Below are 25,560 nucleotides of genomic sequence, written 5' to 3' on the forward strand. Positions count from 1 at the left end.
TAATTTCTTATGAAAAAATTGTTTTTTAACATTCTCATTTTGTCTTTATCTTTTGCTTTTTTATCCGCTTGTGAAGAAAAAACAAGCGATCCGCCTTCCCAAAAAACCCCAGAGGAACTTGCCACAGAAGACTTGACCGGAGGATCTTCTCAAGCCTGGGTCGTGGCAGGAGGTGGTTCTGTTATCAGGGATGGGCGTTCCGAAACCAATATTTACCAAACTTTTGAAATTATTTTTGCTGCAAATGAAACCAGCCGTACCTATCAGACTTTTAATAACAATAGCCTGTTTGAAGGAAGTGGTAACTGGATCTTTGCAGGATCCAGTGTTGATAAAATAATTCTTTCCGGATCAGCTCCTGCTTCAGGACAGGAAATTTCCTTCACAAGAACAGGAAATGATTTGAGACTACAGTTTTCAATTCCGATGCCTACTTCGGCCACCGGTGCAGTTGCTGGAAACTATGTTTTCAACTTAAAACGAAAACAATGATGAATAAGGGCTAGGGATATACAAAAAAAACGTTCAATTGGTCCTTTTTTTACATTTTCAGGGTGATCAATGTAACCCCAGAACCACCCCTATCTGCATGTTCATCCTCAATTTTTGCCACTTGGTTCATACCTTTCAGTAGGTTTCTTGTGATTTCCCTGAGAATACCGTCTCCTTTACCATGGACAATTCTCAAGTCTTTCAGACCTAACATATAGCCATCATCCACAAAATTTTGGACGATGGGTAAGACTTCCTCCCCCCTTTTTCCCCTGATATCCAGGTTGGGCGAAAAATCCAACATCTTTGAATTGGTGTCGTAACCTGTTCTTTTTGCAAATGATTTTTTTTCTTTTTTCATTTCCCCTAAGGAGATTTTTTCCAACCTATTGCTTTTCACAGTTGACTTCAAATCACCAATACTGATTTCCGCCTCCTTTTTCTTTAAGGCGATCACCTGGGCAATTGCTCCGTTATCTTTCAACCTGACATAATCTCCTACTTGAATTTCCCCTCCCAAAACCTTCATTTCCGGAGTATGAATTACTTTTTTTTCGGGCTTAACCTGAATTTTAAGGTCTTCGATCTCCTCTCTGACCCTTTTGGAAACCTCTTTATCTGCCTTGCTTTCTTTGATTTCCCTTATCGAAGCCTCAATTTTCCTATTGACTTGATCCAACAATGCTTTCGCTTCAGCCTTTGCTTCTTGTATGTACTTTTTTTGGTTTTTCTCTACAGTTTCTTTAAGCTGATTATATTCTTTCAACCTTTGTTCGAGCAATCTCTCCTTTCTTAGATTTTCAGCAATCATTTGCTCATATTTGGTCTTTTCATTTTCAAGCTTAGTCAATAACCTGTCGTATTTGACTCTTTCCTCTCCAATATGCTCTTTGGCATAGCCAATTATATCCTTGGATATGCCAATTTTGGAAGCAATCTCTAAAGCAAAGGAACTCCCGGGCTTACCTATCTCCAATTGGTATAAAGGTTCTAGTTTGTCCACATCATAACGCATGGCCCCATTGACCAAGCCTTGGTTTTTTGAAGCTACTTGCTTTAAATTACCATAGTGGGTTGTAATGATCCCATATGCCCCGGTATTGTTTAAGGCCAACAAAATTCCCTCTGCAATGGCACCTCCAAATTGGGGTTCCGTTCCGGTTCCAAATTCATCGATAAATAAGATGGTTTTTTTGTCTGCAAATTGGGTGAAATACTTCATGCTCAACAAATGAGAACTGTAAGTACTCAGGTCATTTTCTATATTCTGCTCATCCCCAATGTCTATGAAGAAACTATCAAAAACACTACAAACAGAATGAGGATCAAGCGGAACCAATAAGCCGCACTGCAACATATATTGTATCAATGCAACAGTTTTAAGAGTGACTGATTTCCCACCGGCATTCGGCCCTGAAATGACCAGTAGCCTTCTGTTGTGGTCAAGTTGGATATTGAGGGGAACTATTTTTTTTCCCTGTTGTCTTAAGGCAAAATCCAACAATGGATGTTTGGCGTTAAACCAATTTAATTGCCGCGTTTTTTCAATCAAGGGCCGATTGGAACCCGTTTTAATGGCAAACCTTGCTTTTGCCCTGATAAAATCCACCATTCCTAAAAAATGAAAAGCTTTCCTCAATTCAGGGATATATGGCCTTAATTGGTCTGTAAGCTGGGTTAGAATCTTTTGGATTTCCCTTCGCTCCATGTACTCCAGGTCCTTGAGCTCATTGTTGATATCCAATACTTCAGCCGGTTCCAAAAAAACAGTCTGACCTGTCGAAGACTCATCATGAATAAAGCCCTTTATTTTTCGTTTATTCTCAGCCAATACAGGGATAACCATTCGTCCTGACCGAATGGTAATAGAAGCATCATCGGGAGTTAAACCTTTTGCTCTGGCATCTTTAAAAATTCTTTCAAGGACTTTTCTAAGCCTATTTTCCTCGTAAAGAATCTGCGATCTTATCAATGAGAGCTCTTTGGATGCATTGTTCCTTATTTTTCCTTTTTCATCAATTATCCTTTCAATGGCCCGTAGAAGATCATTGTTAAGGTTGACCAATCCGAGAAGTTGAAATAAATTTGGGTATTCCTGTTCATGATCCAGGAAAAATTCAATGCATCTACTCAATGTAAATAATGCAAGCTTAACTTCATGGAATTCATCCTCATAAAGAAAGGTTCCTTCGATTTTAGCTTTTTCAAGAAAAGGATGAATATTGGTGAAATTGGAAGAAGGAAAAAACTCCCTTGATTCTATAATTTTTCTAAACTCTTCGGTTTGGTCCAGTAGTCTGTTGATCAGTTTTGATTCTTTTGAGAAGCTCATTTTCTCAACGAAATCTTGGCCCAAGGAACTGGTACATTCCTCTTTGATCAATTCTCTTATTTTTAAGAAATTTATTTTTTCTTCCAGATTCTTTGGGTAAAGCATCATGCACTATTTATTTCCTGATTTTTCAACAACATGCAGGGAATCAATTGTCCGTGCATACATCCTATCCATAATTTTGGTGTCTTTCATGTAATACTCAAAGCTATTCCTAAAAACTGAATCAGGAATTTGATGTTTTCTAAAGACTTCTTTTTCAAATAAAGGATAAAGTACACGGGAAGAATCATAATGAATAGGAAATGTACTGACAAGGCCTTCAGCTAAATGAATATCAATCAGTATCTCAACCATTTTATCTTCATCTAAAATTCCCGGAGGTAGTTTTTCTCTCCCGCATGAAAAAAGATTGAGTAAAATAAAGATAAATACAAGTGTTTTTTTCACTTTACAAAAGTACTACTTATAAATGTAATTTGTAGATTCCACATGCATTAGAAACACCTGAAATCTTAAAATATCTTAAATAAAAGCGGTTGTTGAATTTGATAGGACTGCCTATCAAATACATTTTTTATTATTCCTTTGAGTCCATTAAATTAGGCTCCTGAAATTACACCTGATGAACCAACTGCTCAAAAAACTCCGCAAGTACGAAATCATGATCAGAAAAGTGGCCAACAACCACCTTCAAGGAGATTATCAGTCCATTTTTAAGGGGGCAGGTCTGGAATTTGATGACCTACGTCCATATCAGTACGGAGATGACGTAAGAACTATTGAGTGGAAGGTTTCAGCCAAAGGCCATGGAACCTTCGTAAAAACCTTTCGAGAAGATAAAGACCAGTCAGTTTATTTTCTGTTGGATATATCAGGTTCTCAGGACATTGGGGAAAAAGGAAGAAAAAAAATTGACCTTGGTAAAGAAATTGCAGGAGTATTAACATTGGCAGCCGTATTTGAAGGAAGTCAGGTTGGATTAATATCATTTTCTGATCAGAAAGAAAAAATAATTCTTCCTGGAAAAGGGCCTAAACAAGGAGTCAAAATTGTACAAGGTATATTTGGTCACCACAACAAATCGTTGAAAACAAACCTCAGGGAAATGTTCAATTTTGCTTTGAACCTTGTCAAAAAGAGAAGTATTATTATAGTGATTTCCGACTTTATAGATGAGGGTTATGAAAGACCGTTCAAAGCCCTTGCCGAAAAACATGATCTTGTTGCTATTCAGATTACTGATCCAAGAGAATCCATCCTGCCTTCACTTGGGATTATCCCGATATATGATAAAGAAGAAGGGCGGACTACTTGGGTGAACACTGCTTTTGGTTCATTTTCCAAGAAAATTTCAGAAACCTTTACCACCGAAAGAACACATTTGCAGGATATCTGCAAAAAAAATCAAATCAATTATTTAAACATCAATACCAAAGAGGATATCGTGTTACCTTTGATAGAATTGTTTAAGAAACGAAATAGAACGATGAAGCGTGGATAAAAAATTATTTTATATTGTTTATTTATTTCTGTTCAATCTTATCGGAACTGTCCATGGTCAGGATCGGAAAATTGAGGTGGAAGGTTATTTCCAACAGGATTCGGCCATGCTGGGAGAAAGGGTGGCATATGTTTTAAAAGTCCAATATGGAGAAGGCAGCAATATTATATTCCCGGATTCAACCTATGACTTCTCCCCTTTTGTTCTACTGGAGAAAAAAACATTTATGTCAAACACCTCAGAAGGTGTCACACTAGACAGTGCTGTATATTTCGTTTCCAACTTTTCACTTGATCCCATTAGTAATTTTTCTCTTCCTGTATATGAAGTATTTAAATATGACAGTTTGGTTCACCGACCCTTGGAGGTATCTTTGGCTCTTAAGTTGATAATTGACAATATTCCTGATGAACTTTCATTCAAGGATAACAATATTTATCAGCCTATTGAAACAGAGTTCAATTTTCCTTTGATGATTGCCATCATTCTTTCCTTTGCACTTATTGGGCTTGGAATTTTATTCTTTTTTGGAAAAAAAATCAAAAGACGTTGGGAAATTTGGTTGGAGAAAAGAAAGTATAAACTATTCGCTTTAAAATGGAAAAAAGCCGAAGAGGAATTTGCGGCCCATCCGGATATGAACCATGCAGATGAGCTTTTAGGACTATGGAAGACTTACATGGAACATTTAAAAGCTAAGCCTTTTAGGGAATGGACGACAATTGAAATATCTGATTTCCTTGAAAACAAGGATATTATCAAAGATTTTAGGGAAATTGAAATGGTATTATATGCTGGAAAGGCCGGAAATAATATCCCAAAAGCCTGTCAGAATTTGTGGAACATCTGTTCAGACACTTACCAACAAAAAATAACAGCTACAGATGAACGCAAATAGTATTGCTGATTTTTTTTCATTCTATTGGTTTTCCCCTGAAACTTTCAAAAGTTATGAATGGGAGAATCTCTGGGCTCTGCATTTAATTTGGATTCTTCCTTTATTGTTCAGCCTCAGGAAATTTATCAAATTCCTAAAAAATCCTGTTTTGGAATTGTCCCTTCCAGGAAGTATTTCGCAAAGTAACCCGTGGACTTATTTACGTTTGATTCCTGGTTTATTTTTTCTTTTGGCTATGTGGATGATTGTTATTGCTCTGGCAAGACCTCAGCGTACCAATGAAAGGGTGGAACAATACACCGAAGGGATAGATATTATGATTGTTATGGACATTTCAGAGTCTATGGATTTGCAGGACTTCCAACCTAATAGACTGGAAGCAGCTAAAGAAACGGCTATTGAATTTATCAATGGACGTTTTGGGGATAGAATTGGAATGGTGATATTTTCAGGAGAGGCCTATTCTTTGGCTCCTCTGACAACAGATTATACGCTGCTTTCAGACCTGATTAAGGACATTTCATTCAATATGATGGATGCCAAAGGGACGGCTATTGGAAGTGCCCTTGCTGCAGGAACAAACAGAATGAGAGAATCTGAATCCAAGTCCAAAGTGATGATTTTATTAAGTGATGGGGAAAATAATGCAGGAAATGTTGATCCTATTTTTGCCGCTCAACTTGCTTCAGCTTTAGATATTAAAATTTATACTATTGCTGTTGGAAAAGATGGAATGGTCCCCTATGGTGTTGATTTCTTTGGAAGACCACAAATGATAGAAAGTTACCTTGACGAAAGTACCTTAAGGGAAATTGCCGAAATTGGAGGAGGACAATTCTTCAGGGCAACTGAAGACAATGCACTGGAGAAGATTTTTGACCAAATTAACAACATGGAAAAAGCTGAAATAATTGAATCAAGGTATAAAGAAACTGTTGATTATTACAGGGTTTATCTTTTCTGGGGAATACTGTTTTTCTTTTGCTGGTTAGGGCTTAAAAGTACATTTTTCAATAATTTCTTATTGGATTAGGCTGTTTCTTCTTCAAACACCTCTTTGGTAATATCTTCAAAAACTAAATAGGTGGCATAAAATGTTATAGGGACAGAAATAAGTAATCCCAAGCCTAAGGTTAAAATGCCTAAGAGATTAATAATTACCAAAAGGAGTGTGAAAACAAGGAACTTCCACCACCTAACGGTAATCAGTTTTCTACTTTCTTCCAAAGCAGTCCAAAAATCAAAACCACCAAAAATGGCCATAAGTACGGAAAAACTATAAGCTACAACAAGATAAATCCCTGGTAGGATAAAAGCAAAAATCCCAATAGCTGTTATTATTTGTCCTATAAGCCATATTGCAAAAACAGACCAATAGTAATTAAATCCTTTGAAAAAATCAGGGTAAACCAATGTTTCCCCTCTTGAAATCTTGTTGGCCGCTAAATAAAACCCAGAGTAAAAGGGAGGAGCTAAAAATAAAGCAAACAGGAAAGCCATATCCCCTAAATAGAGTACGGATAATAGCTGAATAGAAAATATCAGCATGCTGTAAGCCATACTTAATAGGGGCTGGTGCAAAAACATTTTCCAGGCCCTTTCAAGGATGTTTTGAATATCAAAATCGTATCCTTTGGCCCTGATCGATTCTAACTTTAATTGACTCATTTGGTGATTGCCTCCAAAATATCATGCTTGGTGATAATATGGATCTGATGATTATCGTCCCGGACTAAAACTGCCTTTTCCTTGTCCACCATAGAAGACAATACATCCAAAGTACTGTCCAATGCGACAAACTTCATGGAATCCTCCATTACCGATGCAACATCGGCATCCTTTAAATCCGGGTTTTCAATGATTTTGCTCAGTAATTTATTGTCTGTAATACTACCGACAACTTGACCGTCTTCCATTACAGGAATCTGGGAAACACTTCTGCTATTCATCAAAGCAATTGCCTCTTTCACCTTATCTGATTTATGGGAAACTACCAGATTATAATTTCCATTTCTGGAAGCAATAATATCCCGTGCGGTACCATAAGATTTGTCTTCCAGGAAACCATGGTTTCGCATCCAATCATCATTATAGATTTTTCCTAAATACCTTGTTCCATGATCCGGAAGTATGATTACCATCCTGTCCCCTTCTTCCAAATGTTCTTTTGCGTATTCCAATGCACCATGGACAGCAGAACCACAAGACCAACCCACAAATAAACCTTCCTCCCTCGAAAGCCTTCTTGTCATCACAGCTGCATCCTTATCGGTCACTTTTATGAAATGATCAATCACAGAAAAATCAACGTTCTTCGGTAGAATGTCCTCGCCAATACCCTCTGTCAGGTAAGGGTAAATCTCATTTTCATCAAAAATCCCTGTTTCCTTATATTTTTTAAATACAGAGCCATAGGTATCAATACCCACAGTAATGATTTCTGGGTTTTGTTCTTTCAGGAATTTAGCTGTACCACACATGGATCCTCCCGTTCCGACACCCGCCGCATAGTGCGTGATTTTACCCTTTGTATCTTTCCATATCTCAGGACCTGTCGTCTCATAATGGGCCAGGGAATTGGAAAGATTGTCATATTGATTGGGATAAAAAGAATTCGGAATATCACTATTCAATTTTTTTGCGACAGAATAATAAGACCGCGGGTCTTCAGGAGCGACATTGGTAGGACAAACAATCACTTCCGCTCCAACTGCCTTAAGGATGTCAATTTTTTCTTTTGACTGTTTATCTGCCATTGTAAAAATGCATTTATATCCCTTGGCAATAGCGGCTAAAGCAAGCCCCATTCCGGTATTTCCACTTGTCCCCTCAATGATGGTACCTCCTGGCTTCAAAATACCTTCATTTTCTGCATCTTCAATCATTTTGACAGCCATTCGGTCTTTCATGGAGTTACCCGGGTTAAAATATTCAACTTTAACCAGAATTTCTCCTTTTATCCCCTTGTTGACCTTATTCAACCTTACAAGGGGAGTATTACCAATGGTTTCAATGATGGAATTATAAATCATAACTATTTGGGTCAATTTTTCCCGCAAGTTACAATTATTTTCAAAGTCAAAGGAATAATACCAAGCATTTCCCAAATATTATTCCGTGAAATGTAATGGCATTTAAATTGAATTGACAGGAATGGCATATTCATCCACCAAGGCAACAGCCCCGTGAATTGCTGTCTCATCCAAATCGGAAATAAGAATTTTTAGGTTAGAACTTATGGAAGGATATTTGAAAGTAGCAATATTACCTATCATACTCTCTTTAAAAAATGGATACGCCTTTCTTATTGATCCCCCCAACACTATAGCTTGCGGCGCTAATACGTATAGAATATTTTTGATCAATTCTCCCAAATGAAAGCCATATTCCCTAAATGCTTCCAATGCCTTTAAATCCCCTTCTGTAGCTTTTTTAAATAAAGTTTTAGGCTTAACACCATATTTGGTAATAAAAAATTTACTACTGCAGTAATATTCAAAATCCTGATCCAAATACGGGGCCGAACACCATTCCCCTGCCGCACAGTTGAAACCACAATATAAATGTCCGTTCACAATAATTCCTGCCCCTAGACCAGTTCCCAATGTAACCCCTACCACATGGTTATAAACTTTTGCTGCACCAAATTTATACTCCCCTAATGCAAAACAATTCGCATCATTATTGATATAAACAGGTTTGCCAAATCTATTCTGCAGAAAATCCCTTAAATGAACTTTTCTGAATGAAGGGATATTTTCAAGATTCAGAACAATACCATTATCTGTATCAATCAAGCCTGGTATCCCAATTCCTATTGCAAAAAAATCATGATGTAAATACTCGCCAATAAAAGTAGCAATGGTTTCAAGAATAATATCCTGACTTTCCAAAGAGGGTGTTGATATAGTCCGGATATCAAGGAGTTTTCCATTAATCAATACACCGGCTTTGATACTGGTGCCTCCAATATCCATTCCCAAAATAGGTCGATCGGCTTTGAGCATACAGGTTTAAGGTTTTTGCTTGAAAAAAGGAAAAGAAGAATGTAAAAAGTTCCACTCTTCTTTTCTTTATTTAAATGGTTTGATTATTATATCATCCCCTCAATGGATTTTTCCAATTCCCTAGCATGAGCCAAAAATTCTTCCACATTCATGTCTTTAAAGAATATCAACCCATGACTGGATCTGACTTTTGCCGTATCATGTAAGTAAAAATAATTTTTACCAAGTAGGAGTTGTACATCATTTAACTGATTCACCCAGATTCTTTTCGCTACTGTACTGAATTTACCATTGTGGGAATAGCTTGGGAAAGATGCATTGACCTGACTAAGATAACAGTTGGCAAATGAATCTTCCATCACTGACATGTCACCCAGGGATACCGGAATGACGACATTGGCTTCATGAGGTTCAAACTTGAACCAAACATTTCTATACCCAATGATTCTCAACTCACTCAAATCCTTTTCTTCACTCCATTGGCGTACTGCTTCAGCCGTAGCCTGTAATACTTTGTAATGGGTATCAGGTCCTGATCCCTCCGGATCCAATGTTAAACTGATTTTTGTTGGGTTAACTTTACGGAACAATTCCACAATTGGCTCTACATCCCTCTTCTTGTCCGGTTGCTCGGTGAAAATATCCCCAGTATAAAATCCCAATCTCAAATGGTGTACATTTTTGACCTGTACCCCAAAGTGTGCCCAGACAAGTTCTTCCTCAAATTCCCTGATCATTCCTTTTAAGGTCTGGATTTTTGAAGGGTTCTTTTCCCCATCATAACTATTTCGCAAAATGCTGATCACATCATTAATGGTCTCGCGGAGTTTTTGCTTGTTTTTAATTTCATAAATTATCACCAATGCTCTGACCACCCTGTGACAAAGCCCCCTTATTCTTCCATCCGGATCCTCTGCTGCAACCTTGGTGAGGTAGTGATAGACATCTTTATCTGTTTTAAGTTTGTAACCCACCTCAAAAAAGTCATCGTAGTTGACCATTTGGATCTCCCCTTCGTCCAATAATTTCTTAGTTTGAAGTAAAGTATCAATTACGAAAGTATTGGTTACTGCAGTAAATCCAGAGGTCAGAACAGAGAAATGTGCCTCATTCGAATTTTCCTGTAATTGGTTCGTGATATGTGGCAATATACCCAGAGAAATATCATCATGATGGGGACCGGTATGAAGTAATACCTGGTTCTTTTCTTTTGCTGTCCCTCTGTTAATTTTTTCCACCATACTTTTCATCACCAGGTTAACTGTATCTTCAGACAGATTGGGAATCATGGAGGTATATTTGTCATTTTTCAGGTCATCCAACTTAAGTCTATGCCCATATTTCTTCAGCTTCTTACATAAGTCCAAGACTGACCTTTCTGTTTTTTCCCAAGTCCACTCACCGCTTTTATAGTAGCTATCCACTGAATCAGTCAATCGAACAGCAGCACCTTTAGTAAGATAAAATCGTCCGTTTTTAAGTTTTTGCAAAGCCGTTGCCGGATAAACATTATTCAAAGGCTGTTCTAAAGAGTCTTTTACAATTTGGGCCTTAGCCTCTCCTGCCGCGATAATTATGGCCACAGCTTCAGGATTGTAGGTAATCGTCTCTAATCCAATGGTGATGACCAATCTATTGGCAGATACTTCAATACCTCCCAAATCTCCTGCAGCAACTGCCTGGGTTTCAAAATTTGTCTCTGTTAATCGGGTCGGTGAAAACAAATGGGATCCCCTGGTATTGAATGCAATATGTCCATCAGGACCTATACCTCCTAAAAAGAATCCTATTCCTCCCAAATCCCTTATCCTCTGTTCGTATTCTGCGCACCACTGATCGATCATATAAATGGAATCCTGCTGAAGCTTTTCCATGGCATTTTGAGGATCCCTGAAACGCAAAGAAAGGTCCACTTTTAAATCCGGAAAAATATCTTTGTAATGCTTTCCATTCGCCAGAGGAATTTCGTCTGAGTTGATCAGAATTGCATTTTCTTTGCTCAGACCAAATCCTTCCAGATAGAATTTATTCACATAGTGGTAAAAACTATTGTTCTGCTTTGAAGAAATCGGATAAAATTCATCAATTTGAACAAATGTCAAATCTTTTAAAACCGGTTTTTTGGTGTTGGCAAGATGATACCTTTCACGAATTTCTTTGCCCTTCTTGGTATCCCAGTTTTCCAAAAGATATTGACTCCATTTGATGAAATACTCCGGAGTTTTACCTGTAGGTAAACTTATCACGCCTTTTGGGTTTTCTGAAGCCCATTCCAGAAAACGGCAAGCAGTAATTAAACCCAACTTTGGAAAGTTATCCACTGTAAGATAAGGGATTTTTGTACTGATTTTGGTAATGCCTGATTCTGCAAGGAATGCTTTTTCAACTTCGGAAAGTGGATAATTGCTGAGCATAAGATGGATTTTTTTAGTGTTTATATTTCTTCGGAAAGTAGCCCACTTCAAAATCAAAGGAAGCGTTTACCAACCCTAATTCAAGACTTATAAGGTAATATCAACCTTAAAAAATAAACCCAAATGTGCACAACTTTATACACAAAACATCCTTCAGATAATTAATCAATCGACTTGGGTTTATTTTTATACAAAATAAAAAAACTTTTGTTTAAAATCATAGACTTTTATAAAAAATTTAAAAAAGATATTTTCAATTCATTAAAATATATTCTTAGTGAATTCTAATTTAATTTTCAATTGAAATTCTTTAATGACCTTGAAAATTTCTATTAACGTCACCAATTGAACTTTAGTTAGTTGTTTAACAGATACATAATTTACTGGGTTTTGGCCCTTTTCGATAATTTGAAGCGCCTGTTTTTCCAACCTTAGGGCCATCAGATAATAATAAGCATGATTTAATTCCTTTGCTTCTTTCTCAGTAAAAACGCCTAGTCCCCTCAGTTTTTCTATTCTTTTACCTGTATTGGTTTCGAAAACCCTATGCTTCAAAGCAAAGACTCTGGCCAGATCCACAATAGGCGACATGGTTTTTTTTATGTTGAAATGGGCCTCACCATCTATATCAAAGGTTTTGATATTTCTTTTCAAAAAAGTAAGAGGGGGTTCATATTGAAGGGCATTGACCCCTAAGTTAAGAAAAAACTTCTCTGTAGGGTGCTGGAGCTGAATATCCATAAACTCCTTCAACTCTTCCAAAAGACTGAATTCCCCATAAATTGCCCTGCAATCAAAAAATGTTGAATATTTCATTACAGGTTCAGGACCGGAATCCTGTATCCAACTTTCATAATTTCTTTTCCAATGGGATAATGAATGTGTCCATTTCGGGTTCTTGGCCATAAAACCACCTTTACAAAAAACAATTCCTATGGTATTCAGCGCGGAAGACACCCTATCTGCAAATTCCAGAAAATAGGACCTCACCAATTCTCTTTGTTCATTGGCCTTATCTTCATAGATTATCGCATTGTCCTGATCAGTTTTCAAAGTCTGTTCCCCTCTTCCTTCAGATCCCAGAACAAAGAAGACAAACTTGGCCGGGGGATCCCCTAATTCTTTTATAGTATTTTCAATTATCCTCAAAGTGATGGAATCACTTATTGTCGTAATGATCTGGTTGATTATCGCGGATCTAACACCCCTTTCAATTAACTGGTGAACCATTTGGGGAACAATTCTCCATTTTTGAACCAATTCATCCAAATCAATGGCTTGTTTAACGGACTGGATAAAAATAAATGGGCCCTGGTATTGCTCAGTCAGAATTTTATTACGGCTCAGCCATCCCACGAATTCTTCCCCTTCCCTTACCAAAAGATATCTGCTTTTAGTTTGGAACATCAATAATAACGCCTCATATAGATAGGAATCTTTATTGATAGCGTATATATTTTTGTCCATTATTTCCCTCACTTGTATGGAAGGCGATAGATTTTTTGCCAATACCTTATCCCTAAGGGTAATGTCAGTGACAAAACCTTTAATTTCTGGATCTCCAATAAATAGGCAGGAAATCTTTTCCTTGGCCATCAAGGAAGCTATTTTAAAAACAGGGGTTTCTCCGCTGCAAATAAATAGGCCACGATAATGTAAGTCCCCTACTTTTTTTGAGTAAAAATGGTCTGAATCAAAGCCTGATGGAAACTCCATAACAATTAAATATTAACAAGGTGAAAATAATTAATTTTCTTAACTTCGATTATGATATTCATAATTACAGGTGTTTCGGGAAGTGGAAAAACTACCATAGGTTCCCTTTTGTCAAAAAAGACGCATTTACCGTTTTTTGACGCAGATGATTTCCATCCTAAAGCCAACGTCGAAAAAATGACGCAAGGAATTCCCTTAGATGACCACGATCGGATGCCATGGTTAAAAACTTTGGCAGAAAAAATATCAGGATGGGAAAATCATGGCGGGGCAATTTTGGCCTGTTCAGCGCTAAAGGAAAATTACCGTCAAATCCTTCAATCTGTACCCGGAATAATTTGGATACACCTCAAAGGGGAAAAACCTTTGTTAGAAGAAAGGTTACTCAATAGAAAAAACCATTATATGAACCCGGGATTGCTGACTTCCCAGTTGGAGACCTGGGAAGAACCTGAATATGGTTTTCATTTAGATGTATCCGATACTCCCGAGGGCTTAGTGGATAAAATTTTTCAATATTTTGATTCATTGAATATACCTGCACATTTTGGCATCATTGGAATGGGAGTGATGGGAAAAAGTCTTGCCCTGAATATGGCAGAAAATGGTGTCCCCGTTGCAGTTTACAACAGGTTTGTGTCAGGTAAAGAAGAAAAAATAGCGACAACTTTTGCTGCAGACCATAAAGAGTTTCCATTACTAAAAGGTTTTGATGATATCCATTCATTTTTGTCCAACCTGCAACATCCTCGAAAAATTCTACTGATGATTCCAGCCGGAGCTGCCATAGACGTCCAAATCGATCAGCTTCTTTCTTTAATAAACCCAGGCGACATCATAATAGATGGAGGGAATTCTTTTTTCGAAGATTCCAATCGTCGGTCCGTGATTTTAGAAGCAAAAGGAATTCATTTTATACCCATGGGAGTTTCTGGAGGAGAAGAAGGTGCAAGAAATGGCCCTTCCCTAATGCCAGGAGGCAACTCAAATGCCTATGGATTGATATCTCCTTATTTGAAAAAAATTGCTGCAAAGGATAAACAAGGTAAAGCCTGTGTAACTTATGTTGGCTCCCAAGGGTCTGGGCATTTCATTAAAATGGTCCATAACAGCATAGAATATGGGGAAATGCAGACCATTGCAGAGGTGACTCACCTTATGAGAAAGGGGCTTAAACTTAACCCGTTGGAAATAGCGAATATTTTTCGGGAATGGCAGCAAGAAGGGCTTAAAAGTTACTTACTGGAGATTACTGCAGATATTCTGGAAGTAAGAGAAAATGATGGGTTTTTAGTGGACATGATCCTGGATGAAGCAGGACAAAAGGGTACTGGGGGATGGTCTTTAATTACTGCCATTCAAAACCATATCCCCTATAGCGCACTCTCAGAGGCAGTTACAGCGAGGCAGTTATCGTCAAAAAAATCAAATAGAGCGGAGTTAGCTAAACTTTATAACCATCAATTTAGGGCTTTCGCAGAAGATAAAGTTTTGATTTTATCCCACTTGAAAAAAGCCTATGCCCTAACGAGGATAATTAATCATGAAACAGGGTTCAACCTGATGAAAGAGATTTCCGATATTTTCAAGTGGGAACTAGATTTTTCTGAAATAGCAAGGATATGGACCAACGGGTGTATTATACGGTCCACGCTCATGGAGGAATTGGTTGACCTCTATAAAAACAATGATCAAATCCTAAAAGACAAAAAGATCATTCAAAGGGCCAAAGAATGGAAATCTGACCTGGCTTATATTGTTGGGTTGGGATTACAGCATGACTTCGCCATGCCTGTCATGTCCGCTGCAGCCAATTATTTCTTTGGAAAGATTATTGAAGATTCTTCAGCCAATATCATCCAGGCTCAAAGGGATTATTTCGGGGCGCATACCTATATTCGCAGAGATGACCCAGAAAAGAAATCACAACATACCGAATGGCTGTTTTACAAAAAGTGAAATTCACCCTATACTTATATGAAATATTTCAAAACATTGAACATCAAACACATCATTCTACTATCCTTATGGATAGCTTTGGCTATAACTGATGGCATTGCTCAGGAATACATTGTAAGCAACATCCATGTTTTGGACATGGAGAAAAAGGAGTTTATTCAAAACCAAAACATTCATGTCCGGAATGGGAAAATTATTGAACTGATACCTTCAGGTGAAACCTATCCTAAAGACCAGAATATACAGATTATAGATGGAAAAGGTGCTTATGCCTACCCTGGACTGGCTGAAATGCACTCCCATATCCCAATCACTGAAACTGAAGACTTTTCGTATGTACAGGATGTGATGTGGCTCTATTTGGCCAATGGGATACTTAATGTAAGAGGAATGATCGGACATGCCTCCCATTTGGAACTAAAAAAGAAAATAGCTTCAGGAGAAATCATCGGCCCAAGAATTTTTGCTGCAGGCCCCTCACTTAACGGAAATACCGTGGAAAGTCCTGAAATGGGCGAAAAAATGGTCAGAGATCAGCAAAAAGCCGGATTTGACCACCTCAAACTTCACCCAGGATTAGATATGCCACGATATGTGGCAATTGCATCCGCCGCCAAAGATGTCAACATTAAATTTGGAGGCCATGTATCCCTTGATGTTGGTTTGCAGAACTCCCTGAATTATGGCTATAGGTCTGTGGAACATATGGATGGCTATATTGAGGCCCTAATTGAGGATAAATCCAAGCTGGATCCCCAAATAGCAGGTCCTTTCAGTATGCTATTGGTAAAAGAAGCAGACCTCTCAAAATTACCTGAATTATTACAGTTAACTTTAGATAGAAAAGCTTGGATTGCACCCACACTGACATTGTTTGAACGATTTTTCGGATATATTCCAGCAGATGAATTCAGGTTGGAACCTGAAATGAAATACATGCCCGGGGTACAGGTTCAACAATGGGTGAATCAGAAAAAACTTCTTGAAAATCAAGGTGTATTAAAAGAAGAAAATGTAAAACCATACTTGGAGTTCAGAAAGCATTTACTGAAAACCTTATATGAAGGTGGGGTTCCAATAATTTTAAGTTCTGATTCCCCTCAGGTTTTCAATGTTCCCGGGTTTTCCATCCACAATGAAATCAAATCCATGCATGAAGCAGGAATTCCGCCATTTGAAATCCTAAAATCCGGATCTTCTAATGTTGCAAAATATTTTGAGATGGATGGCGAGTTCGGAATAATCAAAAAAGGTGCCGCTGCTGATTTTGTCCTAATTTCGGGAAATCCGCTGACAGACCTGAACCAATTAAAAAATATCCAAGGGGTCATGGTCAGGGGAAAATGGATTGGAAAAGAAAAATTGGATGAAGAACTCAAGAGAATTGAAATAAAAAATCTTAGAAAATAAAAAAAGCCCTAACGGGCTTTTTTTAATAACCTAATTAATACTATTTACTGTAACTTTTTAACATTTATAGCATTAGGACCTTTTTTGCCTTCTTTTACATCGTAGGTTACTTTGTCATTCTGTGCAACTTTGTCAACCAGCCCCGTGGCATGGACAAACACATCACTTTGGGATACATCATCGACAATAAAGCCGAATCCCTTAGCGTCATTGTAAAACTTTACTGTTCCGGTAAGCATGATAAATATTAAAATTATGTGGTTAAATGTAGTTTAAATGTAAATATACTTGTTGAAAAAACAAAAAATAATTTTGCTAAATTAGAAAAATGAAAAAGTTAATATTTATGCGGCATGCTAAATCCTCATGGGATGATCCTTATTTAAATGATCATAAAAGGCCTCTGGCAGACCGTGGATTAAGGGATGCACCTCGCATGGCAAACAGGTTAAAGAAAAGAGATATCAATGTCGATGCCATTATTTCTTCAGATGCCGAAAGAGCGAAAACCACCGCTCTTATCATAGCTGAAGCCTTACATTTCAACAAAGACAAAATAAAATTTACCGAAAATCTGTATATGGCCTCAGCCAATAGTATCCTTTCTGAAATCAAGAAAACCAAAAATTCCGTGGACACATTACTTGTATTTGGGCATAACCCCGGATTCAATGATATTATTGATAAACTAGGCGGTGAAATTGACAATTTACCCACGGCGGGTCAGTTTGGATTTAAGATAGACATCAAGGATTGGGAGGAAATCGGACCTAAAAAAGCAAAAGTTTGGTTTTTCGATTATCCAAAGAAAAAGGATGATTGACCTTTTAAAGAAAGGTTATGTTTCTAATTTTTAGAATTGATCCCAAAAAAATGGATCATCTAAGATTTTGTCACTCTGCCATTAAAATTTGACATTTACAGAAAGGATATGATTTCCTACGTCAACTTGAGCCGGAGGTACGAAGGCGAAAGATCCCATAATCTTCGAAGAAAGATACCCTTCACCAAGTTCAGGGTGACGTGGCTCTTGTTTCTGTCAATGGTACCTGAGTGACTTGGGGACTGAGTGACTAAATGACTAAGGGGTTTGGGATATTTAAAAGTAAGGATATTTGGAAAATTTCAATACTCCCTGACATCTTGTTGGACCGCTTCAAATCTTCCTGGATTTTTTATGAGTTCCAAAAGTTTCTCTGCTGTAAATTTCGGTGGACTGAGTTCATCATTTTCTTTCAAACCCACAAACTTACTAAGCGAAGAAAAAGCTCTTCTATCTGCTAACCGGATTTCAGCCTGCATGGAAGTATCTACCACCCCAGGAGCTACTGAAAAGATCCGTATACCGGTTTGATCCAATCCTGCCTCCACTGCTGCAGTCTCGCTCAACATATTAAGGGCCGATTTAGAAGCAGAATAGCAAGCCCAACCATCAATTGCTTTTTTTGCAGCCCCAGAACTTATGTTGACGATCAAACGATCTATATCCTTTTTGCTGCCATATTTATGAATAAATGCATTCATCAAAACTGCAGGCATTATGGTATTTAACATAAATACCTCTTCGATCTTTTTTGGATCAAGTTTACCCAAATGGTCAATAGGACCTAACATTCCTGCATTATTTACTAGCACAATCTTACCAAAATCACTTGTCGGCATCATTTCATCCAGTTTACCCAAAACAATCTGCAAATTTGTTAAATCCAAAGCCATGCCTTTAAATTTTGGATGCACCAATGACTGAGGTGAACGCGCGATTCCTATAACCTGATTCCCAGGATCTTCCAGTAATTGGTCAACCAAGGCCTTTCCAATTCCTTTACTTGAACCTGTTATGATAAATAATTCATTATTTGGCATTGTGTTGGTGTTCTGTTTGACAGCTAATCTAAGTGCTAGGATGGTTTTAACAAAATTCCTTGAAATGGTAAAATAAGTCCAATCTAATACAGCAAATCATTTTCGGTTGATTTTTAAACAGAAAATCCCATTTCCAAAATAGGAATTAAACCATTCTTATTTAACCAAAAATCCAGAAGGACCCCTTCCTACTGCTATAGTCTTCAATTGCTGCCCATTTTGATCCAAAACAATGACAGTTCCATTGCCCTGGAATCCATTATTATCCCCAACATAAATTTCTTTCAACTCTGGATGGTATCCTATTCCATAAAAACCTGAACCAGTGTACAGCGATTCGGTGATAACCTGTCTGTTGGAAAGGGAAACCCTTGCTATAGCATCCTTATAATCGGGCCAGCCAGTAGAAGTTATAATCAGCATTTCCCCTCCTTCCGTTAAAATAAACTTAGAGGTTGCATTTTTCAAGGGCAAAGTGTAGGTATTTTCAATATTTCCTGAAATTCTGTCCAAGAGATGGAAATAAACATTGGCCTCATCATAGGCATATAAATATAAGTTGCCTCCCAACTCAAAAAATCCATCAGGTACCCCTTCCACATCCTTTGAAAAAATCACTGACTCAGCGTCCAAGGAAATCACTTCAAGTTTTTTCCCTGAAGTAGTTCCAACAAAAATTTTATTGTCTGAAACAAACATCTTCTCGGGCCGGCTTGACACTTGGATCTTTTTGGAAATTATTCCACCATTTAAGTTATTTACTACAGCTATATAAGAATTGGGACTATTGAAATTATCATCATAGGGTCCCCAATCTGAAATAAATATTTTTTGATTGGCAGTCACCAAAGACCTGGTAATATCCAAGCCATCGATCACTGTTCCAATACTGCTGAAATCAATTGGGTCAACTATTTCTACTTTCCCGGTATTGGCCACTAAATAAAGTTTCTCTTCACTTAACACCAAATCCTGAATCAGGCCGGCAAAAGGTCTACCATTCGTTGCTTCAAAAATATTGCTTTTGATTTCCCCTGAATTGGGAGAATAGTAATATACTTCTCCATCATTCGAGCCAAAAGCACCTTCATTCATAATAAAAACCCCTCCTTCAAATTTTGCCCTGGAAATCTGATCGGATTCATCCAAACAAGAAAAAAGGCCAAACAGGAAAAAAATCCCTAAGACTATGGTTTTGATATTTTTCATAATGAGATGTGTATATTGATTTGATAATTTCTCCCAGGCATTGCCCTTAAGCGTAGGATCTGATAAGAAGTATCCATGATATTGTTTACCTGAAAGCCAATACTTCCCCTAATCCACGAATTTTTCAGCTCACCTACCTTTATTCCACAATCCCAAAGTTGGTATGCGGGTAAAAAATCCATGTTATCAGTTCCTACATATCTGTTTCCTGTAAACTGATAATTGAGATAGGTATTCCAAATCCCTCTATTAATTCCAAAAAGGCCCTGAGCTTTATGTGCCGGGGTATAAGGTAATTGTCTACCCGAACTACGGTCATTTTCGGAAATATCGGTTTGATTGATAGCTCTGGTCAAATTGTAATTTCCCTGCAACTCAAAAGACCAAAGACCAAAATTGTAGTCAAAATCAAAAAAATACTCTAAACCGTCATTCTTTACCTCCCTGATATTATCCGGGGACCAGAAGCTTCCTTGAGGAAGCCAAATGATCCAATTTTCAACCCACATGTTATAATAGGTCAGATTTTGATTGAACCTAAAATTCTTTTGTTTCAAGTCATGTGAAACTCCAAACTCTGCACTCCAGGAAGATTCAGGTAAAAGTTCAGGGTTTCCCCCTGGCTCCCAATACCTATCGTTAAGTGTTGGAATTTTAAAACTCCTTGCACCTGTTGTTTTTAGCTTGATTTCATTTTTTCTACCCGAGATAAGTCTCCATTCGGCTCCTAAACTGGGCGTAAAAGGAGCAAAATTTCCATCATATATAAATTGGCGGAGATTTAGAGAAAATTTTAAGTTATCTTGGATTCTCAGATTGGTACTTTGATACAATTCCAATCTTTTTTCTTTTGCATTATAATTACTGAGCCTTGCTTGAATATCCGTGTACCTTATCCCTGATTTAGAAGAAAGTAAAGATGAAATTTCCCAATCCAGATCAGCAATTAGGAAAAATTGTGAAGTCATGTTTTGAATGCAATTGAAGGAAAGCAGGTCATTAATTAGTCCTGTTTTGAAATTCCATGTCTTTTGTTCATGGAATCTAAAATAATCCACTACCCAGCGTAAATTTCTATCCAGTTGCTCATCCAAAGTATTGGAACCGATAATTGGTTGGATTTCCCTTTCGGTCTGATTGAACCAAAACGCACTACTCAAAAGTTGATCGTCGGAAAGTTGGAAAGCAAAATCCTGGGATAATCCAAGTTGTTGGACAGCTGCATTTTCCTGTATTTCAATAGGTGTACCTGGTTTGGAGAGGTTTTTAAAAGGAAAATTATTTTCAGCAATATTCTTATAAACCCGTGTTCTTGTGGCAGTTTTCCTATTGGAGAAACCATATTGGGCTTGTTGATTCCATTTACCAAAGCTTCCCAATAATGTAGCAAACTGGAATTGATGACCTTGATCGAATTTCAATCTCGAATTTAAATGGATCGTACCTCCAATAGCATCAGTTCCATAAAGTGCTCCCCCACTTCCAAAATGCAGAAATAGTTCATCAAATCCACCAATGGGTAAAACTGAAAAATCAGTCTGTCCCAGGGATGGGCTATTAATAGGTAATCCGTTCCAAAAAACGGCATTATGACCCGCTGAAGTTCCTCTCATGGTAAGGGAAGCCAGCATTCCTGGCCCATATTGCCTGAGAAACAAACCTGTCCTTTGTTGCAGAAAGTCGGACAAGGCCATGCCCTGAAACTCTGTAAATTCTCCAAAATGGATGCTTTTGATCTGATGTCCAAAACTGTATTTAGTGAGGGGAGCTGAAAATACTTCAACCTCCTTTAAGACTAAGGTATCTCCCTCTGCAAATGTTTGCAGGTAAGAATCAGCAATAGAGGGACTTTCTTTTTCAGTTCTTACCCCCTGGAAAACATCCATTTCCTGGGGAAACATCCCTTGAAATAACACTAATAACCAAACAACCAATGCCTCTAGAATTAAACAAAGTGAACCACTTATTTAATCCAAAGTCATTTCGTGCAAACTTTTGAGATAGAATAAAACGGGGATCTGTAATCCAAATGGGACTTCCAAACGAAAAAGACAGATTCTTCCAGAATATTACCTCAGCCTTTCACCCGAAAGCTTTGAATATGGAGAAAAAGGCAGGTCTCCTGGCTTCCCTGTACTTACCGGCCTTCTCATTCCGAGTATTCGGAACAATGGCATGGAGGAAAGTAAGTCACTATCCCGATAACAATCGGGATGGGGTTACAGTTGCGGGGACAGCTCCGGTATTTCACCGGATTCCCTTTTAATCCCGAGAGCCTGATTCAGGTTCGGGAACCTATTTTCAGTTACAAACTTATCAAAATTCTTGAAAGAAGCAGTTTCGAGCCTTGATTTTTATTATTGATTTATGAATCCCGGGAACAACAAGGAAAATGATTACTTCCCAATTAATAAAAGTCAACCGCTCCATGTCTACAATGATAGAATATCTTCTCATTTAAATTTGCCTTAGTATATTTGGGCGTTAATCAGAAAGTAAACATGAGGGTAAGCAAAACAGGAACAAGATTTATCTTATTTTTTCTTTTAACCCTTCATCATTTCTCATGCAAAAGACCTCATGAACAAAATGAACTTGATCTTGAAAAATTGCCCTTGGATTTTGCAGAGGGCTTTGAAGTGTATCAGGGTAATGGATATAAAATCATAAAAGTAATCAAAGCTTTTCCAGGTACCCACTCCCCTTTCAGGTACTTGGTAAAGGAAAATACAGACCTTAATCTGGAGGAAATTGAATTTGATGCAATTGTCCAAATCCCTGTTTCAAGGGTTGTGATGACATCCACTACCCAAATTCCCCACCTTGAGTATTTGGATTCAGAAGCTGCATTGATTGGTTTCCCAAACCTTGAGCTCATATCCTCCCAATCTGTCCGAAAAAGGATAGGTGATGGCAAAGTAACAGATTTGGGATCAGGACCTCAAGCCAATTTCGAAATGATCATAGACCTGGACCCTGACTGGATAATGATTTCCACTTTAGGAGATGATCTCCAAAATTTGGAGTTATTTCAACAGTCCGGATTTCCCGCCCTTATCAATGGTGAGTATATGGAGCAACACCCTTTAGGACGCGCAGAATGGATAAAGTTCACAGGGGCACTTTTGGGTAAATGGGATAAGGCATGTGCCGTTTTTGATAAAATCAGATCAGATTATGAACAGGCAACCGGCTTGATTGAATCTCAACAGCTTTCCAAACCAAGCATCTTATCCGGAGTAATGTATAAAGATATCTGGTATGTACCTGGAGCTGACAGTTGGGGCGCCCATTTGATCAATGCAGCAGGTGGGAATTACATTTTCGAAGAACAAAAAGGAACAGGAAGTGCCCAATTGAGTTATGAATATGTATTGGAAAAAGCTCAAGATGCTGACTTTTGGATCGGGGCAGCAGATTTCAATAATCTTGAAGAAATGAAAAATACCGATTCAAGATATTCACATTTCAAGGCCTTCCAATTGAACCAGGTTTATACTTATACCCATAAGAAGGGGGAGACCGGAGGAGTGGAATATTTTGAATTGGGTTATTTGAGGCCTGATTTGATTTTAAAAGATTTGATCAAAATAATGTATCCGGATTTATTACCCGGGTATAAACCCTATTTTTACACTAAACTGGATGAAAAATAGGCCAACATATCTCTTATTTGTCTTTGGGTCGGTACTTTGTCTACTCATTTTTTGGGCAAATCTTTCCATTGGCTCAGTATCTATCCCATTCCCTGAAATATTGAACAGGCTATTTGGAAAAGGGTTTTCTAGACCTTCATGGGAAATCATTATCATGGATTACCGCATGCCAAAAGCAATCACAGCTATTTTTGCAGGTATAGCTCTCTCTGTGAGTGGATTACAGATGCAAACATTCTTCAGGAATCCATTGGCAGGTCCTTATGTATTGGGGATCAGTTCAGGAGCCGGATTAGGCGTTGCGCTTCTCTTGATGGCAGGTTCTGCATTTGGATGGGTCATTTATAATGGTGCATGGGGTATTTGGGCTATTATTATTGCTGCAAGTTTAGGAGCAATTTTGGTCTTATTGTTGATGAGCCTTACTGCTTGGAAAGTAAGAGACAGTATGACCCTGCTAATTATTGGTTTAATGTTTGGTTCAGCAGTATCGGCTGTAATATCAGTTTTGGCTTATTTTTCAGAAGCCGAACAGCTTAAATTATTCACGTTGTGGTCTATGGGTAGTTTAGGGGGAACTTCTTTTACCCAACTCAAAGGATTTATTCTGGCAACAATACTGGGTTTAATTCCTGTCCTTTGGATGCTAAAATCATACAATGCCATGTTACTGGGAGAGGCATACGCGGAAAGTATGGGCGTAAATATCAAAAAACTGAGATGGGGAATGATATTTAGTACAGGAATATTAGCAGGAAGTGCCACCGCTTTTTGCGGGCCCATAGCCTTTATTGGGATCGCAGTTCCCCATATGGCCCGATTAGTTTTCAGAACCGGAGACCATAAAGTATTGCTTCCTGCATCGGCATTAACCGGGGCCATTATTTTGCTATTTTGCGATGGCATAAGCCAATTGCCAGGAAGTCCACAAACTTTACCGATTAATGCGGTCACTTCCTTAATAGGTGCACCCATGGTGATTTGGTTAATTTTACGTAGAAACTTCTCCAAGGAATTTTGATGGTTAACAAGGACTTGATATTAACTGCAGCGGATCTGACTTTAGGCTATCAAAAAGGCAGAACATCAAAAAATATAGCAGAAAATATCAGCTTTCATCTAGAAAGAGGGAAACTCACTTGTCTTTTGGGTCCCAATGGAGTGGGAAAATCCACTTTGATAAAAACCATTTTATGCCAACTTCCCCCCATCACAGGCAAAATCATACTGAATGGCAAAGAAATCAAGGAGTATGGGATCAAAGAAATTTCTCAAAAAATCGCTGTAGTCTTAACTGAAAAAATAAGGACAGGAACATTGACGGTAAGGCAATTGGTTGAACTAGGGAGAATTCCCCATACCGGATGGCTGGGTAAACTTTCAGAAAACGATGAAATGAAAGTCAGAAAAGCCATTGAAGCGACAAATATCCAATACCTTGTTGATACCCCACTCAGTGAACTCAGTGATGGGCAATTGCAAAAAGCCATGATTTCGAGGGCGCTGGCCCAAGATGGAGAGATACTCATTTTGGATGAGCCTACTGCCCATCTTGATCTGGTCAACCGATTTGAAATCATGCACCTGCTAAGAAAAATCTCCAAAGAGGAAAATAAGGCTGTGCTGGTAACAACCCATGACCTGGAAATAGCCATTGAAACCGCTGATGAATTCTGGTTGATGCAATGCGGACTTCCCTTAATCACCGGCCTTCCGGAAGATCTTATAATTCGTCAGCAACTGGATATTTTGTTACCAACTGAAAACCTAAAATTTAACAAGATCAGTGGAAAAGTTCAGGCTTTACATGAATCAAAAGAATTGGAAATGGAAGAATCCAACCCTTTGACCCAATGGCTTACTTTGGCATTGAGAAAAAGAAATCTTTTACCATTTCAAAAAGATATCCGCATCAAAATAAAGGAAGAACCTTTTATAATAGAATGGAAAAATGGGGATAATTTCAGACATTTTTTTTCAATTGAGTCCTTTTTAATTTTTCTAAAAACTAATAAAGAATAATCCAACAGTAAATTGGATATACGCAAAATTTTAAGTAAATTTTCTATTTAAATACAGTTTCAAGAACAATTTCTTTCT

Annotated in this window: 21 protein-coding genes and 1 riboswitch; of the genes, 10 read left to right on the top strand and 11 right to left on the bottom strand. The window is 37.9% G+C overall.

Annotated elements, in window-relative coordinates; genetic code table 11:
• Nucleotides 1–9: 9 nt before the first annotated feature.
• Nucleotides 10–492: a hypothetical protein gene (locus ACFSKV_RS18685; RefSeq protein WP_380806310.1), complete on the top strand. Its 483-nt coding sequence runs from the start codon at nt 10–12 to the stop codon at nt 490–492.
• Between the two features lie 49 nt (nt 493–541).
• On the opposite strand, the gene ACFSKV_RS18690 is transcribed toward ACFSKV_RS18685, so the two are convergent.
• Nucleotides 542–2,929, bottom strand: a complete 2,388-nt coding sequence (locus ACFSKV_RS18690) for an endonuclease MutS2 (RefSeq protein WP_380806441.1) — start codon at nt 2,927–2,929, stop codon at nt 542–544.
• Between the two features lie 6 nt (nt 2,930–2,935).
• Complete coding sequence (locus ACFSKV_RS18695; RefSeq protein ID WP_380806313.1) at nt 2,936–3,274, bottom strand: DUF4296 domain-containing protein; 339 nt, start codon at nt 3,272–3,274, stop codon at nt 2,936–2,938.
• 175 nt (nt 3,275–3,449) lie between these two features.
• Here ACFSKV_RS18695 and ACFSKV_RS18700 point away from each other — a divergent pair, with 175 nt between their 5' ends.
• The 3 genes from ACFSKV_RS18700 to ACFSKV_RS18710 are packed head-to-tail and all read left to right on the top strand — an operon-like array spanning nt 3,450 to nt 6,259.
• On the top strand, nt 3,450–4,328 hold the full coding sequence (locus tag ACFSKV_RS18700; protein ID WP_380806316.1) for a DUF58 domain-containing protein: 879 nt from the start codon (nt 3,450–3,452) through the stop codon (nt 4,326–4,328).
• A complete protein-coding gene (locus tag ACFSKV_RS18705) occupies nt 4,321–5,226 on the top strand; it encodes a LapA family protein (protein ID WP_380806319.1) in 906 nt (301 codons plus the stop codon). The genes ACFSKV_RS18700 and ACFSKV_RS18705 overlap by 8 nt, the downstream gene beginning before the upstream one ends.
• A complete protein-coding gene (locus ACFSKV_RS18710; RefSeq protein ID WP_380806321.1) occupies nt 5,213–6,259 on the top strand; it encodes a vWA domain-containing protein in 1,047 nt (348 codons plus the stop codon). Before ACFSKV_RS18705 ends, ACFSKV_RS18710 begins: the two co-directional genes overlap by 14 nt.
• Here ACFSKV_RS18710 and ACFSKV_RS18715 read toward each other — a convergent pair.
• From ACFSKV_RS18715 to ACFSKV_RS18735, 5 genes are all read right to left on the bottom strand, one after another.
• Complete coding sequence (locus ACFSKV_RS18715; protein ID WP_380806323.1) at nt 6,256–6,894, bottom strand: DUF2189 domain-containing protein; 639 nt, start codon at nt 6,892–6,894, stop codon at nt 6,256–6,258. The genes ACFSKV_RS18710 and ACFSKV_RS18715 overlap by 4 nt on opposite strands.
• Nucleotides 6,891–8,258: a cystathionine beta-synthase gene (locus tag ACFSKV_RS18720; RefSeq protein WP_380806325.1), complete on the bottom strand. Its 1,368-nt coding sequence runs from the start codon at nt 8,256–8,258 to the stop codon at nt 6,891–6,893. The genes ACFSKV_RS18715 and ACFSKV_RS18720 overlap by 4 nt, the downstream gene beginning before the upstream one ends.
• Nucleotides 8,259–8,360: 102 nt before the next feature.
• Nucleotides 8,361–9,233, bottom strand: a complete 873-nt coding sequence (locus ACFSKV_RS18725) for an ROK family protein (protein WP_380806328.1) — start codon at nt 9,231–9,233, stop codon at nt 8,361–8,363.
• Between the two features lie 86 nt (nt 9,234–9,319).
• The gene (locus tag ACFSKV_RS18730) at nt 9,320–11,647 is read right to left on the bottom strand and encodes a glucosamine-6-phosphate isomerase (RefSeq protein WP_380806330.1); all 2,328 of its coding nucleotides are present in this window, start codon (nt 11,645–11,647) and stop codon (nt 9,320–9,322) included.
• A gap of 261 nt (nt 11,648–11,908) precedes the next feature.
• Complete coding sequence (locus ACFSKV_RS18735) at nt 11,909–13,363, bottom strand: DUF294 nucleotidyltransferase-like domain-containing protein (protein ID WP_380806333.1); 1,455 nt, start codon at nt 13,361–13,363, stop codon at nt 11,909–11,911.
• 51 nt (nt 13,364–13,414) lie between these two features.
• On the opposite strand from ACFSKV_RS18735, the gene gndA reads away from it, so the two are divergent.
• Both gndA and ACFSKV_RS18745 read left to right on the top strand, forming a co-directional pair.
• Complete coding sequence (gndA, locus tag ACFSKV_RS18740; RefSeq protein WP_380806336.1) at nt 13,415–15,322, top strand: NADP-dependent phosphogluconate dehydrogenase; 1,908 nt, start codon at nt 13,415–13,417, stop codon at nt 15,320–15,322.
• Between the two features lie 18 nt (nt 15,323–15,340).
• Complete coding sequence (locus ACFSKV_RS18745) at nt 15,341–16,732, top strand: amidohydrolase family protein (RefSeq protein WP_380806338.1); 1,392 nt, start codon at nt 15,341–15,343, stop codon at nt 16,730–16,732.
• Between the two features lie 44 nt (nt 16,733–16,776).
• Here ACFSKV_RS18745 and ACFSKV_RS18750 read toward each other — a convergent pair whose 3' ends face one another.
• Nucleotides 16,777–16,971: a cold-shock protein gene (locus ACFSKV_RS18750; RefSeq protein ID WP_380806340.1), complete on the bottom strand. Its 195-nt coding sequence runs from the start codon at nt 16,969–16,971 to the stop codon at nt 16,777–16,779.
• A gap of 89 nt (nt 16,972–17,060) precedes the next feature.
• On the opposite strand from ACFSKV_RS18750, the gene ACFSKV_RS18755 reads away from it, so the two are divergent.
• Complete coding sequence (locus ACFSKV_RS18755) at nt 17,061–17,555, top strand: SixA phosphatase family protein (RefSeq protein ID WP_380806342.1); 495 nt, start codon at nt 17,061–17,063, stop codon at nt 17,553–17,555.
• Between the two features lie 302 nt (nt 17,556–17,857).
• Here the strand turns inward: ACFSKV_RS18755 and ACFSKV_RS18760 are convergent, their stop codons facing one another.
• The 3 genes from ACFSKV_RS18760 to ACFSKV_RS18770 form a co-directional block, all read right to left on the bottom strand.
• On the bottom strand, nt 17,858–18,595 hold the full coding sequence (locus ACFSKV_RS18760; protein ID WP_380806344.1) for an SDR family NAD(P)-dependent oxidoreductase: 738 nt from the start codon (nt 18,593–18,595) through the stop codon (nt 17,858–17,860).
• Nucleotides 18,596–18,751: 156 nt separating this feature from the next.
• Nucleotides 18,752–19,804, bottom strand: coding sequence for a YncE family protein (locus tag ACFSKV_RS18765; RefSeq protein ID WP_380806347.1), 1,053 nt, complete (start codon nt 19,802–19,804; stop codon nt 18,752–18,754).
• Nucleotides 19,801–21,705: a TonB-dependent receptor gene (locus ACFSKV_RS18770; RefSeq protein ID WP_380806351.1), complete on the bottom strand. Its 1,905-nt coding sequence runs from the start codon at nt 21,703–21,705 to the stop codon at nt 19,801–19,803. Before ACFSKV_RS18770 ends, ACFSKV_RS18765 begins: the two co-directional genes overlap by 4 nt.
• A gap of 194 nt (nt 21,706–21,899) precedes the next feature.
• Nucleotides 21,900–22,118, bottom strand: a riboswitch (cobalamin riboswitch).
• Between the two features lie 187 nt (nt 22,119–22,305).
• Here ACFSKV_RS18770 and ACFSKV_RS18775 point away from each other — a divergent pair.
• The 3 genes from ACFSKV_RS18775 to ACFSKV_RS18785 are packed head-to-tail and all read left to right on the top strand — an operon-like array spanning nt 22,306 to nt 25,482.
• On the top strand, nt 22,306–23,460 hold the full coding sequence (locus ACFSKV_RS18775) for an ABC transporter substrate-binding protein (RefSeq protein WP_380806353.1): 1,155 nt from the start codon (nt 22,306–22,308) through the stop codon (nt 23,458–23,460).
• Nucleotides 23,450–24,481 (top strand): iron chelate uptake ABC transporter family permease subunit, encoded by a 1,032-nt coding sequence (locus ACFSKV_RS18780; RefSeq protein ID WP_380806355.1) that lies wholly within the window; start codon nt 23,450–23,452, stop codon nt 24,479–24,481. Before ACFSKV_RS18775 ends, ACFSKV_RS18780 begins: the two co-directional genes overlap by 11 nt.
• Nucleotides 24,481–25,482, top strand: a complete 1,002-nt coding sequence (locus ACFSKV_RS18785; RefSeq protein WP_380806357.1) for an ABC transporter ATP-binding protein — start codon at nt 24,481–24,483, stop codon at nt 25,480–25,482. The genes ACFSKV_RS18780 and ACFSKV_RS18785 overlap by 1 nt, the downstream gene beginning before the upstream one ends.
• Nucleotides 25,483–25,560: the final 78 nt, after the last annotated feature.

The organism is Shivajiella indica (assembly GCF_042683085.1).
Classification (GTDB): Bacteria; Bacteroidota; Bacteroidia; order Cytophagales; family Cyclobacteriaceae; genus Shivajiella; species Shivajiella indica.